This is a genomic window from Enterococcus sp. DIV0236, assembly GCF_050558525.1.
Taxonomy (GTDB): Bacteria; Bacillota; Bacilli; order Lactobacillales; family Enterococcaceae; genus Enterococcus; species Enterococcus faecalis.
In genome coordinates, this window is record NZ_CP187891.1 from 791,303 (window position 1) to 807,367 (window position 16,065).

Sequence of the window (16,065 nt, forward strand, 5' to 3'; positions counted from 1 at the left end):
ATTTAATCAAAAGGAAAAGAAAATTTATCATTGACAAAGTATCCGCTTTCATTTTATTCTGTAGCTACCCCTTGGGAAAGGGCAAAAGGAAGTTTTGAAAGGGATGGAAAAAATGAAGGAAACAAGTTTAGTAATTATTAAGCCAGATGGCGTTGAACGAAAGTTAGTTGGCAAAATCATTCAACGTTTTGAAGATAAAGGTATTGACTTATTGCACCTTAAATTCGAACGACTAACAGTAGAAACAGTGAAGGAACATTATGAGCATTTAAAAGATGAACTATTTTTCCCTGAATTATTAGCCTATATGACAAGTGGCCCAGTGGTTGTGATGGTCGTTGTAGGGGACAATGTGGTTAAAAAAGTGCGTAAATTAGTTGGAGCAACGAATCCGTTAGATGCTGAAAGTGGCACCTTACGAGCGGATTATGGGTTGTCTGTCACCAAAAATTTAATCCATGCTTCTGATTCTGTTCAATCAGCAAAAATTGAGATGCAACGGTTCTTTGGTTAATCAGCAAAAAAGAAACAATCCTTTATTTTTTATAAAGGATTGTTTCTTTTTTATTAATTGTCAGAATATTCCGCTTAAATGGTTGACATCTGGAGGTAGAAGAGTAGTATAGACTACATACTAAATACTAAATGACCGCGTGTGCTTCAGGAGGATAAAATGATAACAAGTGATGAATTGACAGAAAACCTTAGTCCGTTTGAATTAAGTCTATTTTTAGAGAAGAAATTACATGAAGAAAATCATAATTTAGAAACATTGTTAAATGCAGGGCGAGGCAATCCTAATTGGACGGCGCCAACACCAAGGGAAGCCTTTTTTTTATTAGGTCAATTTGCTACAAAAGAAACGTTAAGAGAGGGGAGCGAACAAACGGCTGGTATGATCCAGCCAAGTTTTGGTAGAACGCAACGCTTCTTAAACTTTTTAGCAGAAAATCCAAGCAAAGGGGCAACCTTCTTACAAGAAATTTGGACAGCAGAGCATAACTATTTTGGGATGGATAAGGAAATGTGGTTAGATGCCATGTTAGACTATGTGATTGGGGATAATTATCCGAATCCTGTTCGTTGCTTGAAGGCGTGTGAACAACCGATTAAAGCATATTTAAATCAAGAATTATTTTCCAGCGAAGCACAACCGTTTGATATTTTTGCCGTTGAGGGTGGTACAGCAGGGATTTGTTACTTGTTTGATACGTTGGCAAATAATTATTTACTAGAAAAAGGTGATCGTATTGCGTTGTTATTACCAACGTTTGCTCCTTATTTAGAAATTCCAGAACTACCACGTTATGACTTTGACGTGGTTAAAATCAAAGCAGAGCAAATGATCATTGATGGAAAAACGACGTATCAATACTCAAACAAGGAAATTGATAAACTAAAAGACCCGTCCATCAAAGCGGTTTTTGTCGTAAATCCCAGCAATCCAACTGCTAATGCTATGGGAAAACCTACCATTGAACAAATCAAACAAATCGTTGCAGTGGATAACCCTAAGTTAATGATTTTAACAGATGACGTTTACGGAACCTTTGTGCCAGCTTTCCGTTCACTATTTACGGAGTTACCTTACAATACAGCCTGTATCTATTCTTATTCTAAATACTTTGGCGCTACCGGTTGGCGTGTGGGGACTATTGCGGTCAGTCAAGAGAACATCTTTGATCAATTATTAAAAGAATTGCCAGTGGCTCGAAAAATGGAATTACAGGCACGTTATGCTACATTGAATGCAGACACAAGCCAAATTAACTTTATCAGCCGCTTAGTCGCAGACAGCCGCGATATTGCGTTGAACCATGCAGCGGGACTTTCTTCTATTCAGCAAGCAATGATGGCTTTATTTAGTTTGTATGCTTTGTTAAAAGACGGTCAAGCATATAAAGACGAAGTGATGGATATTTGTCATACGCGTGAAAAGCTCTTGTTCCGCACCTTAGGCATTGAAGAGCCTTTAGCAAGTTTAAATACAGCATACTATTGTGAAATTAACTTTAGAGATTGGACAGAAAAACGTTATGGCCCAGAATTTTCAAGTTATTTAACGAAATCGTGGACGATCACAAAAGTATTAACTTCGTTAGCAGAAAAAGAAAAATTAATGCTTTTAAAAGCGGATGCTTTCGGGAGTGACAAATGGTCAGTTCGAATTTCTTTAGCCAATTTAGCTACTAACCAATATAGTGAAGTTGGTAAACGAATGATTCGCCTATCTGAACACATTAAAGAAGAGTGGTTGCGCCAAAAGCGCCAAGCAATTAAATAAAAAAACGCTAAGTCTCTTAAGCTGCAGGAGACTTAGCGTTTTTGTTTATTATTTATTCATTTTTCCGTCAGTTTTGGTTTATAAATGTTTGCTACACTGGAGATAAGAGGAAATTAAGCGTTTATAAAAAGGAGAGAAGTGAATGAAACATATTAAAGGAATGTTGGTTTTTATCGGATTATTTGTTTTGGTCGGTTGTACGCCAGATCAAGAGCCAACGAAACAAACAACAAGTGGTCCGCAAGAGACAAAGCAAGTGAAGCAAGTTACCGTCACCAATCAAACGACTTCTGCGGTGGAAAAACAAGCGCCGACTAAAAATGAAGAACTGATTGCTAATCAATTGACTTTTGATTCTCATGAATACACGTACGAAGTGGTTACAGGGGCCACACAAACGACATTTGGGACAACCCCACCAGCAAAATATACACCAGAAGAAAAAAAGGAAAAAATGTTTTGGTCCAATCAACCGCCTTTGGGATTAATGACGGGTAACTATTATAAAAATGAAGGTGTATTTACTGGCGGAAATTACGGCATTGTAGAGATTATTACGGAACCTGAAACGCAAAGGATTCTGAATGTTGAGTTTACAGAGTTTGCTAGTGACCCTTATTATGATACACGCTATTCGGGTGTCAACAAACGCCTGTCGGATTATCCTGAATTTCAAGCAAGCAACACACGCACAGACGATACGTTAGTCACCGTTGTTAATGGTATTACTTATGTAGAAAAACAAATGCGTGACGAAAATCGTGTCACAGGTAATTTTTATACGGTACGCGGTTCATCAACTTCTGCGCGTGAAGGATTAATGCCTTTAGCAGCAGAGATGGACACTTGGCTAAAAGAGCCATCGAAAGAAACGTATATCGGTTACGCAGAAGATTTAGGCAATGGCCTAATCGCTCGACTTCAAGTGATAACAGAAGAGCAGAAAATAAAACATGTCAGCTATGATGAATACTTTTCAGATGAACAGGAAAAAATCACAGAAACAACCCTGCGGCCTTTTTATCGTCAATCGAAATATTATTCACCAGGATACAATAAACAAACCAACAATTCTTTTATTCATTTTGTAGATGCACTAACAAAGGCCATTACGACACAACAAACTTTATCCGTTAACGAAGAACAAGAGCTACAGCATCCGTCTTTTACTACTTATCAAAGATTGGCTGAAAAAATCAGCACGTTTCAAAATTCATTGAAGGAATAAGAAAAACGAAAGTAGGGCATAAGTCGTTTCGACTTATGCCCTACTTTCGTAATCTTAAGATTATCAGCTAAACCAAAGCAAGTTCTTTTTAAAGAAATACTTTTATTTTAGCCTTTTATAGATCTAAATAATTTTCTAAGTAATCTGCTAAACCATCTTGATCATTTGTTTTTTCAGTGACATCGTTGGCTACGGATTTAATTTTATCCGTGGCATTGTTCATAGCAACACCCCAACCAGCATAACTTAGCATTTCTTCGTCATTATGTTCATCGCCAAAAGCAATGATATCAGCTGGTTTGACAGATAAAAAGTTCGCCACTTGATCAACGCCATGGGCCTTTTGAATTCCTTTTGCGACCATTTCTAAAATAGGCATTGGACCGCCCCAAGTGCGGACATCAATATAATCACCATATTGTTTTGTCAATGTATCAGCAACTTTTTCAGCTTGGTTTGGTGTGGTCCGAACCATCATTGAGGTAGGATTTGTTCGTAAATTTTTAGCAGTAAGTAAATTATCTAAGGTTGCTTTGGAAGCAAAAAATTTCGGATCGAACCCATCTAACGTATCGATATAAAATGTTTCTTTGTTTTCAGCAGCAACAAAATCTAATTGTAATTCTTTTTTCTGTGCCAAAATGTCAAAGACTAGGTCACGTTCAATATTGGCTTCGCTTTCCAAGTCCCATTTTTTCTCTGGAATGTGGACTAAAGCGCCGTTAAAGTTAACCATAGGGGTCGTTAGGCCAAGTTGTTGGTAAAATTGATGACTCATTCTATAGGGACGTCCAGTGGCAATACTGACGTAATGACCGTTGTCAATCGCTTTTTTTAGTGTTTGTTCGGTTTTTGGACTGATTAAAGACTGTGCATTTAATGTTGTGCCGTCTAAATCAATAGCAATTAATTTTTTCAAGTAAAAATTCCTCCTAAATGCCTTTTACTCAGTCTAGCATAAAACCGAAGATTATCAAGGGGAGAAGTATGTTCATTTATAAGGTTTAAAAAAAAGCTTAAGAAGTATGCTACACTAAAATAAACCGTTTGAAAAAGGAGCGCAGAGCATCTTGAAAAAATCTAGAAATTATTTACGAGTGATCACCTTAATCTATTGTATCTATATGTGGTTATTTGCTACGCATTTTCATTTTATGGCGTTGAACGTGTTGTTAGCCTATATTCCAATTGAACTTAGTTATCTTTTAAACGCAGAAAAACGTAAAAGGGATTGGTTGATAGGTTTTGCTTGGTTAATTTTTTATCCTAATGCGCCGTACCTATTTACGGATTTTTTTCATTTAGAAACGCTATCTATTTATCGAGGCTTTAATACGATTTTTGCAAACCAAATTGGTGATTGGTGGGCGTTTGTTTGCTTAACTAGCGGGATTGTTATATATGGACTTTTAGGGATGAAAACAGTAACAACTGTTAGTCAGAAATTGCAAAGTTATTGTGACTATAGAACAATTGTAGTCTTTCAAGCCAGCCTTCATTTCTTGTCTGCTTTGGCGATTTATGTTGGACGTTTTGATCGATTACACAGTGTCTATCTTTTTATGAGTCCAATTGAAACAGTAAAAATTATCTTTTTTGACTGGTCCCTTCAAAAATTAATGTTTATTTTAGTAATGATGTTTCTACAGATGCTGTTGTTTGGGCTAATCCAATTATTAGGAAAAGAAGAAGCAATGTAAAGCTTTTTCTTTTTTTATATCTACAAAACACGAACATTATATAGAAAAGTATATATAATAGTTAATATTTTGTTGTAAAAAGATAGCAATTCTCTTATAATCAAAGAGTAATTATTCGAAAACATGGATTTTAAGGGAGAGAAGTGCAATTATGAATACGTTTTTCAAATTAAAGGAAAACAAGACAACGGTGTCGACTGAAATAATGGCGGGGGTCACGACCTTTTTTGCAATGAGTTATATTTTATTTGTTAATCCGTCCATTCTTTCAGAAACAGGGATGCCTTTTCAGGCTGTTTTTTTAGCGACCATTATTGCTTCAATCATCGGTACATTAATTATGGGACTGTTTGCTAATGTACCTTACGCTCAAGCACCGGGGATGGGACTCAATGCTTTCTTCACGTTTACGGTCGTTTTTGGGATGGGATATACTTGGCAACAAGCATTAGCAATGGTTTTTATTTGTGGTTTGATTAATATTTTGATTACAGTGACAAAAATTCGCAAAATGATTATTAAAGCAATTCCAGAGAGTTTACAACATGCTATTGGTGGTGGGATTGGAATTTTTGTCGTTTATGTAGGGTTGAAAAATGCTGGCTTACTAAGTTTCACAGTACAAGCAGAACCTCAAAATGGTGTTGTGAATGGTTCGAGTATCGTGCCCGCTTTAGGAAATTTTGATAATCCAGCCATTATTTTGGCGGTAATTGGGTTAGTTTTAACAACGATTTTAGTTGTCACGAATGTTCGTGGGGCTATTTTAATTGGCATTGTGGTTACTACGTTAGTCGCAATTCCAATGGGGGTGGTAGACACTGCTTCGGTTGATTGGCATGCTAATTCGTTGGGCAATTCATTTAAAGAATTAGGTACAACTTTTGGCGCTGCTTTTGGTGCTGAGGGCTTACAGTCATTGTTTAGTGATTCTTCAAAAATTCCTCAAGTCTTAATGACCATTATTGCCTTCAGTTTATCAGATACGTTTGATACAATTGGAACATTTATCGGTACGGGACGTCGAACAGGGATTTTCTCTAAAGAAGATGAATTAGCTTTAGAAGATAGTAAGGGTTTCAGCACTAAAATGGACAAAGCTCTATTTGCAGATGCTATTGCAACATCTATCGGTGCGATTTTTGGTACATCGAATACGACAACTTATGTAGAAAGTGCAGCAGGAATCGGTGCGGGTGGTCGAACAGGTTTGACATCGGTAGTGGTAGCAATTCTATTTGCCCTAAGTAGTCTTTTTTCACCACTTATTGCTATTGTACCAGCACAAGCTACGGCTCCAGCGTTAATTTTAGTGGGAATTATGATGTTAGCTTCTTTCAAAGACATCAATTGGACGGATTTAGAAGATGCGATTCCAGCATTTTTTGCTTCAATTTTCATGGGATTATGTTATAGCATCTCTTATGGGATTGCTGCTGGGTTCATCTTTTATGCAGTGGTGAAAGTAGTCAAAGGAAAAGCCAAAGAAGTTTCACCAATTATTTGGGTCATTGATGCGTTGTTTATCTTAAACTTTGTAATCTTAGCTATTTTATAGTAAACAGAAGTGAGGCTAAGATAACAGCGGTTAGCTTTGAAGGTGTTGTATTTATTCAGCTGTTTATCTTAAGCCCAAGTGTTAAGAAGTCTGGCAGATTGGTCGTTTTGACCGGTCTGTCAGACTTTTTTTTAAAGAATTTTCTTTTGAGAGATTCACTCTTTTAGAGTATAGTGGTAGGTGAAGAGGTGATAAGGTGGATAAAAGTATGAAAATAAAATGGAAGCAGAATTTATTAGTCGCATGGATTGGTTGCTTTTTTACAGGGGCGAGTATTAGCTTAGTTATGCCGTTTATTCCAGTATACGTTGAACAATTAGGGACGCCTAAGAGTCAAGTAGAGTTGTTTTCTGGATTGGCAATTTCTGTCACGGCGTTTGCTGCTGCGATTGTTGCACCGATTTGGGGAAATTTAGCTGATCGAAAAGGTCGGAAAATTATGATGATTCGCGCTGCAGCAGGAATGACGATCACAATGGGGGCGTTAGCATTTGTCCCTAATGTATACTGGCTGTTGATTATGCGGTTTATGAACGGGATTTTATCCGGCTATATTCCTAACGCAACAGCGATGATTGCGTCGCAAGCGCCAAAAGAGAAAAATGGCTGGGCTCTAGGGACATTATCAACAGGTGCAATTGCTGGGACGTTAATTGCGCCATCGATTGGCGGTGCGTTGGCACAGTGGTTTGGAATGGAAAATGTCTTTATTATTACCGGCGTTATTTTATTCATTACAACGTTGTTGACTATCTTTTTAGTTAAAGAAGATTTTCAACCAGTTGAGAAAAAGGATTTATTAACGACGAAAGAAATTTTTAGTAAGATGGATCATGTTTCAGTATTGATTGGTTTGTTTGTGACTACGTTAATTTTACAATTAGGAATTACAAGTATTAGCCCAATCTTAACGCTATATATTCGATCTTTAAGTGGCGATACAGAGAATGTATTATTTGTTAGTGGTTTGATTGTTTCGATTGCCGGCGTTTCAGCAATTATTTCTTCTCCAACTTTGGGAAAAATTGGGGACCGCATTGGGAACCAAAAAGTTTTATTAGGCGGATTAATTCTTTCTTTTATTTGTTACATTCCCATGGCGTTTGTGCAAACACCTTTTCAGTTAGGTGTTTTACGATTCCTTCTAGGTTTTTCAACAGGTGCTTTAATGCCATCAATTAATACGTTAATTAGTAAAATAACGCCAACAGAGGGCGTAAGTAGAGTTTATAGTTACAATCAGATGTGTAGTAATTTCGGTCAAGTTTTAGGGCCGATGGTAGGGTCGACAGTTGCCCATGGTTTTGGCTATTCTTCTGTTTTTCTGGTAACCGCTTGTTTCGTTTTAGGAAACATTGGGCTGTCCTTCTTTAATTTCCGAAAAGTTTTAAATAAAAAGCTCTAAACAGTTGAAAAGATAAAAAAACCAGTTACAATAACTTTAGTAACTGGTTTTTTCTTATTTAACAGGTTTGGTTTCTTTCGGTACTGCAAAGTGTGCAATTAATAAAATAATAACGGCTGTTGCCAACGATAGAATCGTTGTCATTTTAAAGTCGTATGAACCACCAGATAATGCACCGCCGATATATCCAACGACTTGGCCTAATGCGAAGGTCCAGAAAAATACAACAAGATAACGCATATGAGCACCTCTTTTCTAGCTCTTAGTTTAGCATATTTTCTTTAAAAGTAAAGAATCCGCGATAGGAAAATAAGAGAAGAGGCAAAAAATAGCAAGGATTCAAAAAGGAGCTGTCCAATGTCATTTCCACAATTACATACCGTTACTTCCTATTCGCTTTTATCTAGTACGGTTAGGATTCGTTCCTATGTAAAACAAGCGAAAGCGTTAGGTTATCAAACATTAGCGATTACCGATATCAATGTCTTGCATGGGGCGGTTGAATTTTATGAAGCATGCCAAGAAGCGGGAATTCAACCAATTATCGGTTTAAGATTAGAATATACCCCAGCAGAAAAAGAAGGGCATTCCGAGTTGCTTTTATTTGCTAAAAATTTAAAAGGGTATCAGCAATTAATGCAACTATCTAGCAGCAAAATGACAACAGAGGGTCCCTTTTACTTAGCGGAACATCAATCCTTATTAAGTGATTTATTTGCCGTGACTTTGTCAGCTAAAGGAGAAGTCGCCCAAACATTTTTTGAAGATGAACAACAAGCGGTTCACGCTTTCCAACAACTTGCTTCATATTTTGATCCCCAGTCGTTATTTGTTGAACATTCTTTTTCAATGAATCAACAACGCAATCCAGCGCTCTTTTCTTTTTACCAAAGAGAACAATTACCTGGCGTGGCTTTGCAAGAGGTACGTCATTTAACAAGGGAAGAAGGCTTTGCCGTAACTGTTCTTGAGAGCATCAAAGAAAATAATCAATTGAATATTACAAGCCAAACACCGGAAATAGAAGGTCTGAATTACTTGCGTGAAGCAGAGACGACGATGGAACAAATGCTTCAAATAGCTGGTGCAGAAGTGGTCCAGAATACGATTCAGCTAGCTGAAAATTGCCGAGTTGACATTCCTTTACATCAAAAATTATTACCGCATTTTCCTGTGCCTGATAATCAAACGGCTGGTTCTTATTTACGCACATTGTGTTTAGAAAAATTACCAGAAAGAGTGCCTCATCTAAATGAAGTTTACCAAAAACGATTAGAAAAAGAGTTAACCATCATTCACAATATGGGCTTTGATGATTACTTTTTAATCGTTTGGGATGTGATGGACTTCTGTCATAACAATCAAATTGTTACAGGCGCTGGCCGAGGTTCAGCTGCAGGCTCTTTAGTGTCCTATGTGTTATCAATTACAGATGTAGATCCAATCAAATATGATTTGCTTTTTGAACGTTTTTTGAATCCAGAACGCTACACGATGCCCGATATTGATTTAGATATTCCTGATAATCGGCGGGAGGAAGTTTTAGCTTATGTCAGTCAAAAATATGGTCATTATCATATGGCGCAAATTGCCACGTTTGGTACGATGGCTGCGAAAATGGTTTTACGGGACGTTGCACGTGTTTTCGGGTTGTCCCAGAGTGAAGCGAATCGTTGGTCGGCAGCTGTCCCCAACAAGCTGAAAATTACGTTAGAAGAAGCGTACCAAGAGTCGAAACGGATGCAAGAATTGGTCAATTTTTCACCAAATAATCAATTGCTCTATAAAACAGCTGTTCAGCTAGAAGGATTGCCTCGCCATGTTTCTACGCACGCAGCAGGTGTGGTAATTAGTGATGAAAATCTTTTGAATTTGGTTCCGTTACAACCAGGATCGAATGAAATTTTATTGACCCAATTTACTATGAATGATGTTGAAAAAATTGGTCTTCTGAAAATGGATTTCTTGGGCTTAAGAAATTTATCCATCATTGATGATACCCTCACAGCTGTTAAACGCGTCTATAATCAAACCATTCGTTTGAATCAGATTCCATTAGATGACGAAACGACGCTGGCTTTATTTAGAAAAGGGGAAACAAGTGGTGTTTTTCAGTTTGAATCTGCTGGAATTCGGAATGTATTAAGAAAATTAGGGCCAACTAGCATTGAAGATATTGCTGCTGTCAATGCCCTGTATCGTCCTGGTCCGATGCAAAATATTGATGTTTTCATCCGCCGGAAAAAAGGCTTGGAACAAATTAGTTATCCAGAGCCTAGTCTCGCCCCCATTTTGGAAAATACGTACGGAATTATTGTTTACCAAGAGCAGATTATGCAAGTTGCTGCGAAAATGGCTGGCTTCTCTTTAGGGCAAGCTGACATTTTACGTCGGGCCATTAGTAAAAAGAAAAAAGATGTGCTAGATGAAGAACGGAATCATTTTGTTAATGGTGCGTTACAACAAGGCTATCCCCAAGAAACAGCTAACCAAGTGTACGATTATATTGAGCGCTTTGCTAATTATGGCTTTAACCGCTCGCATGCATTTGCCTATTCCTTTATTGGTTTTCAAATGGCTTACTTGAAGGTTCATTATCCGAGTGCTTTTTATGTCGCATTGTTGCATTCTGTTCGTCATAATCCAACAAAAATTAAAGAATATATTGGCGAAGCTAGAAAAAACAAGCAGACGATTTTGCAGCCGTCAATTAACCAAAGTCACTACAGCTTTTACCTAAATCAGCAACAGCAAATTTTATTTGGTTTTAGTTCTTTAAAAGGAATCCGCCGAGACTTCATTCAAAATATTTTAAATGAACGCCGAGAAAATGGACCGTACAAAACGTTCGATGAGTTTCTTTTGCGAATTGACCGTAAGTGGTTGAAAGTTGAAAATATCGAACCATTGATTGCCATCGGTGCATTTGACGAAATTGCGCCTAATCGCCGTCAATTAGCGGTAGGTTTAGAGAGTAATATCCAAAGTATTCTTCTCAGCGGTGGTAGTATGGATTTGTTAGAAACGTTGAAGCCAAAGGAAGAAGAAATTGCCGATTATCCGCTAGAAGAGCGACTAGAACAAGAAGAACAATATTTAGGGGTCTATTTATCAGGACATCCGACAGAAGAGTTCAAAAAAACACGCTTAGCCAAGCAAACGCAACTTGTTCATGAACTTGTTGAAAATCAGCCCACGAAATTATTGATTTATGTCAAAAACATTCGGACGATTCGGACCAAAAAGGGAGAACAAATGGCCTTTGTTGATGGGGATGATACAACAGGAAGTATTTCACTAACGTTGTTCCCAACCGTTTTTCGCCAGTTAAGACAGAGTGTCGAGAAAGGGCAAGTTTATTATGTGGAAGGAAAAGTGGAACGCAGTACTTACAATCAAGAATTGCAAATATTGGTTCAACGAATAGAAAAAGCGCAACAAGTAGAAACATCAATTAGTGACGAAACGTGTTTTATCAGAATTACAAAAGATGTCGAACAAACGGACGTTTTTCAGAAAATGAAAGAGGTACTCAGTCGTCATGCTGGACACATTCCAGTGATTGTCTATTTTGAAAAAACAGGAAAGAAAATAGTATTAAATGAAGAAAATTGGGTCGCTCATACAAGCGCTAGTCAGCAACAATTAGCTTACGTTTTAGGCGAGCAAAACGTCATTTTCAAATGATTTACGGTAAAAAATACTAGTTGTTTTCAACTTTTTTCATTTTTTTCTTCTTAACTCAAGACATTTTGGTTCTTTAATGGTAAAATGAATGACGTAATATTTTTGTATATCAATTTTTGCGAAAAGGTTTCTTTTGGCAGTTGAAAGTATATTATATGAGGTGAAATAGCGAATGAAACGCATTGGTATTTTAACCAGCGGGGGAGATGCCCCTGGAATGAACGCTGCAATTCGTGCAGTCGTACGCAAAAGTATTTTTGATGGAATCGAAGTTTACGGTATTAACTATGGATTTGCCGGTTTAGTCGCAGGCGACATCCGTCGTTTAGATGTTGCTGACGTTGGCGATAAGATTCAACGTGGTGGAACATTCTTGTATTCTGCTCGTTATCCTGAATTTGCTACTGAAGAAGGGCAATTAAAAGGAATCGAACAATTGAAAAAATTCGGTATTGAAGGCTTAGTTGTTATTGGTGGAGACGGTTCTTATCATGGCGCAATGGCTTTGACAAAACGTGGTTTCCCGGCTGTTGGAATTCCTGGAACGATTGATAATGATATTCCTGGAACAGATTTCACAATCGGTTTTGATACAGCGATTAACACTGTTTTGGAATCAATTGACCGAATTCGTGATACAGCGACTTCTCATGTTCGTACATTCGTTATCGAAGTAATGGGACGTAACGCTGGTGATATCGCATTGTGGTCAGGCGTGGCAGGCGGAGCAGATGAAATCATTATTCCTGAACATGATTTTGATATGAAAAACGTTGCCAAACGTATTCAAGAAGGCCGCGATCGCGGGAAAAAACATTGCTTAATCATTTTAGCAGAAGGCGTAATGGGCGGAAATGAATTTGCTGATAAACTTTCTGAATACGGTGATTTCCATACGCGTGTATCAATTTTAGGACACGTGGTTCGTGGGGGCTCGCCAAGTGCTCGTGACCGTGTATTAGCAAGTAAATTTGGGTCATATGCTGTTGAACTTCTAAAAGAAGGCAAAGGCGGTTTATGTATCGGTATGTTAGATAACCAAGTAGTTGCAGCTGATATTATTGACACGTTAGAAAACAATAAACACAAACCAGATTTATCTCTTTATGAGTTAAATCATGAAATTTCTTTTTAATCTTGTATATTAGCTAATCTTATTAGCTTTGTATAAACAAATTTGGAATAGGAGCGTTTTAGTAATGAAAAAAACGAAAATCGTATGTACGATTGGACCAGCTAGTGAATCCGTTGATATGCTAGTAAACTTAATTAATGCAGGTATGAATGTTTGCCGTTTGAACTTTTCACATGGTGACTACGAAGAGCATGGTGCTCGTATTAAAAACATTCGTGAAGCTGTAAAAATTACAGGGAAACGCGTAGCGATCTTACTAGATACAAAAGGTCCTGAAATCCGCACAAATGACATGGAAAATGGCGCAATCACAATGAAAATTGGTGACTCAGTACGTATTTCTATGACAGAAGTTTTAGGAACAAATGAAAAATTCTCAATCACTTATCCAGAATTAATCAATGATGTAAACGTAGGTTCACACATTCTTTTAGATGATGGTTTAATCGATTTAGAAGTAACTGATATCGACCGTGATGCAAACGAAATCGTAACAGTTGTTAAAAACGAAGGCGTCTTGAAAAACAAAAAAGGCGTTAACGTACCAGGCGTTTCTGTAAACTTACCAGGGATCACTGAAAAAGATGCTAACGATATCCGTTTCGGAATTGGTCAAGGAATTGACTTTATCGCAGCTAGCTTCGTTCGTCGTGCTTCTGACGTTTTAGAAATCACTAAAATTTTAGAAGAAGAAAACGCAACACACATCCAAATCATTCCTAAAATCGAAAACCAAGAAGGTATCGATAATATCGATGAAATCTTAAAAGTTTCTGATGGTTTAATGGTTGCTCGTGGTGACATGGGTGTTGAAATTCCAACAGAAGATGTTCCAGTTGTCCAAAAAGCTTTAATTAAAAAATGTAATGCTTTAGGTAAACCAGTTATCACTGCAACACAAATGTTAGATTCAATGCAACGTAACCCACGTCCAACACGTGCGGAAGCAAATGACGTAGCAAACGCAATCTACGATGGAACAGATGCAGTAATGTTATCAGGCGAAACTGCAGCAGGGGATTACCCATTAGAAGCTGTTCAAACAATGGCTCGTATTGCAGTTCGTACAGAAGAAACATTAGTTAACCAAGATTCATTCGCATTGAAATTATATAGCAAAACAGATATGACTGAAGCAATCGGACAATCTGTTGGCCATACAGCACGTAACTTGGGTATCCAAACAATCGTTGCGGCAACAGAATCAGGCCACACAGCACGTATGATCTCTAAATACCGTCCAAAAGCACATATCGTTGCAATTACGTTCTCAGAACAAAAAGCACGTAGCTTGTCATTATCATGGGGTGTTTACGCAACAGTTGCTGACAAACCATCAAGCACAGATGAAATGTTTAATTTAGCTTCAAAAGTATCACAAGAAGAAGGTTATGCTTCAGAAGGTGATTTAATCATTATCACTGCTGGTGTTCCAGTTGGCGAAAAAGGCACAACAAACTTAATGAAAATTCAAATGATCGGTTCTAAATTAGTTCAAGGTCAAGGTGTCGGCGAAGAAGCAATTATTGCAAAAGCCGTTGTGGCAGGAACTGCTGAAGAAGCAGTTGCTAAAGCGACTGAAGGAGCTATTTTAGTTACAAAAACAACAGATAAAGAATACATGCCTGCAATTGAAAAAGCATCAGCATTAGTTGTTGAAGAAGGTGGTTTAACTTCTCATGCAGCTGTTGTAGCGATTGCGCAAAATATTCCAGTTATCGTAGGTGCTGCAGATGCAACATCATTAATTAATAATGACGAAGTGATTACTGTTGATCCTCGTCGTGGTATTGTTTACCGCGGAGCAACAACAGCTATCTAAGTCTAATTAATTCAATCATTTGATTTTAAGCAATATGTACTCGGACGCAAAGCTGGGACAAACCGATTCGTCAGTTTGTCTCAGCTTTTTTTACAAGGAAGACAGTGGTATGAAATGTTCAGAAAACACGTATTCAGTAAATAAAGAGTTGGGCGCAAATAGTAAAATTATGTCTTATTTTTAAATTATCTATGTTATTTCACACAAAAATTTTGTTATTTAATTGAATAAGCGCTAAGTTATCTTCAACAGAAAAACAATTATAAAAAAAACGAAAGAAAAACAGGAAATAAGAAAGGGCTGTCAAGAAAATTTCATTGACAAAGCTTTCATACCCCTGTATAATAGCTTTTGTTGCTTAGGAGTGATAATTATGAAGTGGTCTTTGTTAGAATTAAATAAATACAAAGAAGAGCCGCTAGTGTTTTCAGAAACATTGCATCTTAAAGAAGAGCTTCTTCAACGAGATGATACCTTGTTGGATGTAAGTCCAATCAAAGTAGAAGGCTTATTAGCAGTCAATAAATCAGAATATTTACTTCATTACACTATTCAGGTAACTGTAACCGTTCCTTCATCCCGTTCTTTAGAACCTGTAGCTTTGCCAATGCAAATCACGGTCGATGAAGTCTTTATGACAAAAGAACAAATGGATACAAGAGATGAACGATTTGCAGCTGAAGAGATTATTTTATTGGACAAGCCAACAATTGATTTAGATGAATCTGTCGAAGACAACATTTTATTGTCCATTCCAATTCAAGTGCTTACAGAAGAAGAACAAAACAGTCAAGAAATGCCAAGTGGCAATGACTGGAAAGTGATTTCAGAAGAAGCATATTTGGAAAGTAAGCAGAAAGCAGCAGAACAAACAGTGGATCCTCGTCTGGCTAAACTATCAGAATTACTCAGCGATAATGCTGAAGAGGAAGATAACAGCTAGGTTGGAATATATTGTGTATGTAAATACACGCATCTTTACAAGGAGGTGGAACAACAATGGCAGTACCAGCTAGAAGAACTTCTAAAGCGAAAAAAGCAAAACGTCGCACACACTACAAATTAACAATCAAAGGCTTAAATGCATGCTCAAACTGTGGTGAAATGAAAAAAAGCCATCACGTATGTCCAGCATGTGGTCACTACGATGGAAAAGACGTAATGTCTAAAGAAGCATAAGCATAAAAAACATTTTTTGAAATGTTGAATCCCCTAGGCTAACCATGGAGCCTAGGGGATTTGTATT

General features: G+C 37.4%; 13 protein-coding genes. 11 read left to right on the plus strand and 2 right to left on the minus strand.

Features of this window, described 5'->3' with window-relative positions:
• Positions 1-103 precede the first annotated feature (103 nt).
• The 3 genes from ndk (at position 104) to IGK27_RS03850 (ending at position 3,512) form a co-directional block, all read left to right on the plus strand.
• Positions 104-514, plus strand: coding sequence for a nucleoside-diphosphate kinase (gene ndk / locus IGK27_RS03840; protein ID WP_002381321.1), 411 nt, complete (start codon positions 104-106; stop codon positions 512-514).
• A gap of 159 nt (positions 515-673) precedes the next feature.
• Positions 674-2,284 carry an aspartate 4-decarboxylase gene (gene aspD, locus IGK27_RS03845; protein ID WP_002355939.1) on the plus strand — a complete coding sequence of 537 codons (1,611 nt, stop codon included), beginning with the start codon at positions 674-676 and terminating at the stop codon, positions 2,282-2,284.
• A gap of 142 nt (positions 2,285-2,426) precedes the next feature.
• Positions 2,427-3,512 carry a hypothetical protein gene (locus IGK27_RS03850; protein WP_002396493.1) on the plus strand — a complete coding sequence of 362 codons (1,086 nt, stop codon included), beginning with the start codon at positions 2,427-2,429 and terminating at the stop codon, positions 3,510-3,512.
• Positions 3,513-3,627: 115 nt separating this feature from the next.
• Here the strand turns inward: IGK27_RS03850 and IGK27_RS03855 are convergent, their stop codons facing one another.
• A complete protein-coding gene (locus IGK27_RS03855; RefSeq protein WP_002355941.1) occupies positions 3,628-4,431 on the minus strand; it encodes a Cof-type HAD-IIB family hydrolase in 804 nt (267 codons plus the stop codon).
• A gap of 205 nt (positions 4,432-4,636) precedes the next feature.
• On the opposite strand from IGK27_RS03855, the gene IGK27_RS03860 reads away from it, so the two are divergent.
• From IGK27_RS03860 to IGK27_RS03870, 3 genes are all read left to right on the plus strand, one after another.
• Positions 4,637-5,212, plus strand: a complete 576-nt coding sequence (locus IGK27_RS03860) for a DUF1361 domain-containing protein (protein ID WP_002393450.1) — start codon at positions 4,637-4,639, stop codon at positions 5,210-5,212.
• 151 nt (positions 5,213-5,363) lie between these two features.
• Entirely contained in the window at positions 5,364-6,770 is a 1,407-nt protein-coding gene (locus IGK27_RS03865; RefSeq protein ID WP_033626694.1) for an NCS2 family permease, read from the plus strand.
• Positions 6,771-6,978: 208 nt separating this feature from the next.
• Positions 6,979-8,175, plus strand: coding sequence for a multidrug efflux MFS transporter (locus tag IGK27_RS03870; protein WP_002381323.1), 1,197 nt, complete (start codon positions 6,979-6,981; stop codon positions 8,173-8,175).
• A 54-nt stretch (positions 8,176-8,229) separates the two neighbouring features.
• Here IGK27_RS03870 and IGK27_RS03875 read toward each other — a convergent pair whose 3' ends face one another.
• Positions 8,230-8,415, minus strand: a complete 186-nt coding sequence (locus IGK27_RS03875) for a YjzD family protein (protein WP_002355945.1) — start codon at positions 8,413-8,415, stop codon at positions 8,230-8,232.
• Between the two features lie 117 nt (positions 8,416-8,532).
• On the opposite strand from IGK27_RS03875, the gene dnaE reads away from it, so the two are divergent.
• The 5 genes from dnaE (at position 8,533) to rpmF (ending at position 15,998) form a co-directional block, all read left to right on the plus strand.
• Positions 8,533-11,862: a DNA polymerase III subunit alpha gene (gene dnaE, locus IGK27_RS03880; protein WP_033626693.1), complete on the plus strand. Its 3,330-nt coding sequence runs from the start codon at positions 8,533-8,535 to the stop codon at positions 11,860-11,862.
• A gap of 172 nt (positions 11,863-12,034) precedes the next feature.
• Complete coding sequence (gene pfkA, locus IGK27_RS03885) at positions 12,035-12,997, plus strand: 6-phosphofructokinase (protein ID WP_002355947.1); 963 nt, start codon at positions 12,035-12,037, stop codon at positions 12,995-12,997.
• A gap of 64 nt (positions 12,998-13,061) precedes the next feature.
• Positions 13,062-14,819, plus strand: a complete 1,758-nt coding sequence (pyk, locus tag IGK27_RS03890; protein WP_002355949.1) for a pyruvate kinase — start codon at positions 13,062-13,064, stop codon at positions 14,817-14,819.
• A 373-nt stretch (positions 14,820-15,192) separates the two neighbouring features.
• A complete protein-coding gene (locus IGK27_RS03895) occupies positions 15,193-15,762 on the plus strand; it encodes a YceD family protein (protein WP_002407521.1) in 570 nt (189 codons plus the stop codon).
• A 56-nt stretch (positions 15,763-15,818) separates the two neighbouring features.
• The gene (gene rpmF / locus IGK27_RS03900; RefSeq protein ID WP_002355952.1) at positions 15,819-15,998 is read left to right on the plus strand and encodes a 50S ribosomal protein L32; all 180 of its coding nucleotides are present in this window, start codon (positions 15,819-15,821) and stop codon (positions 15,996-15,998) included.
• Positions 15,999-16,065 lie beyond the last annotated feature (67 nt).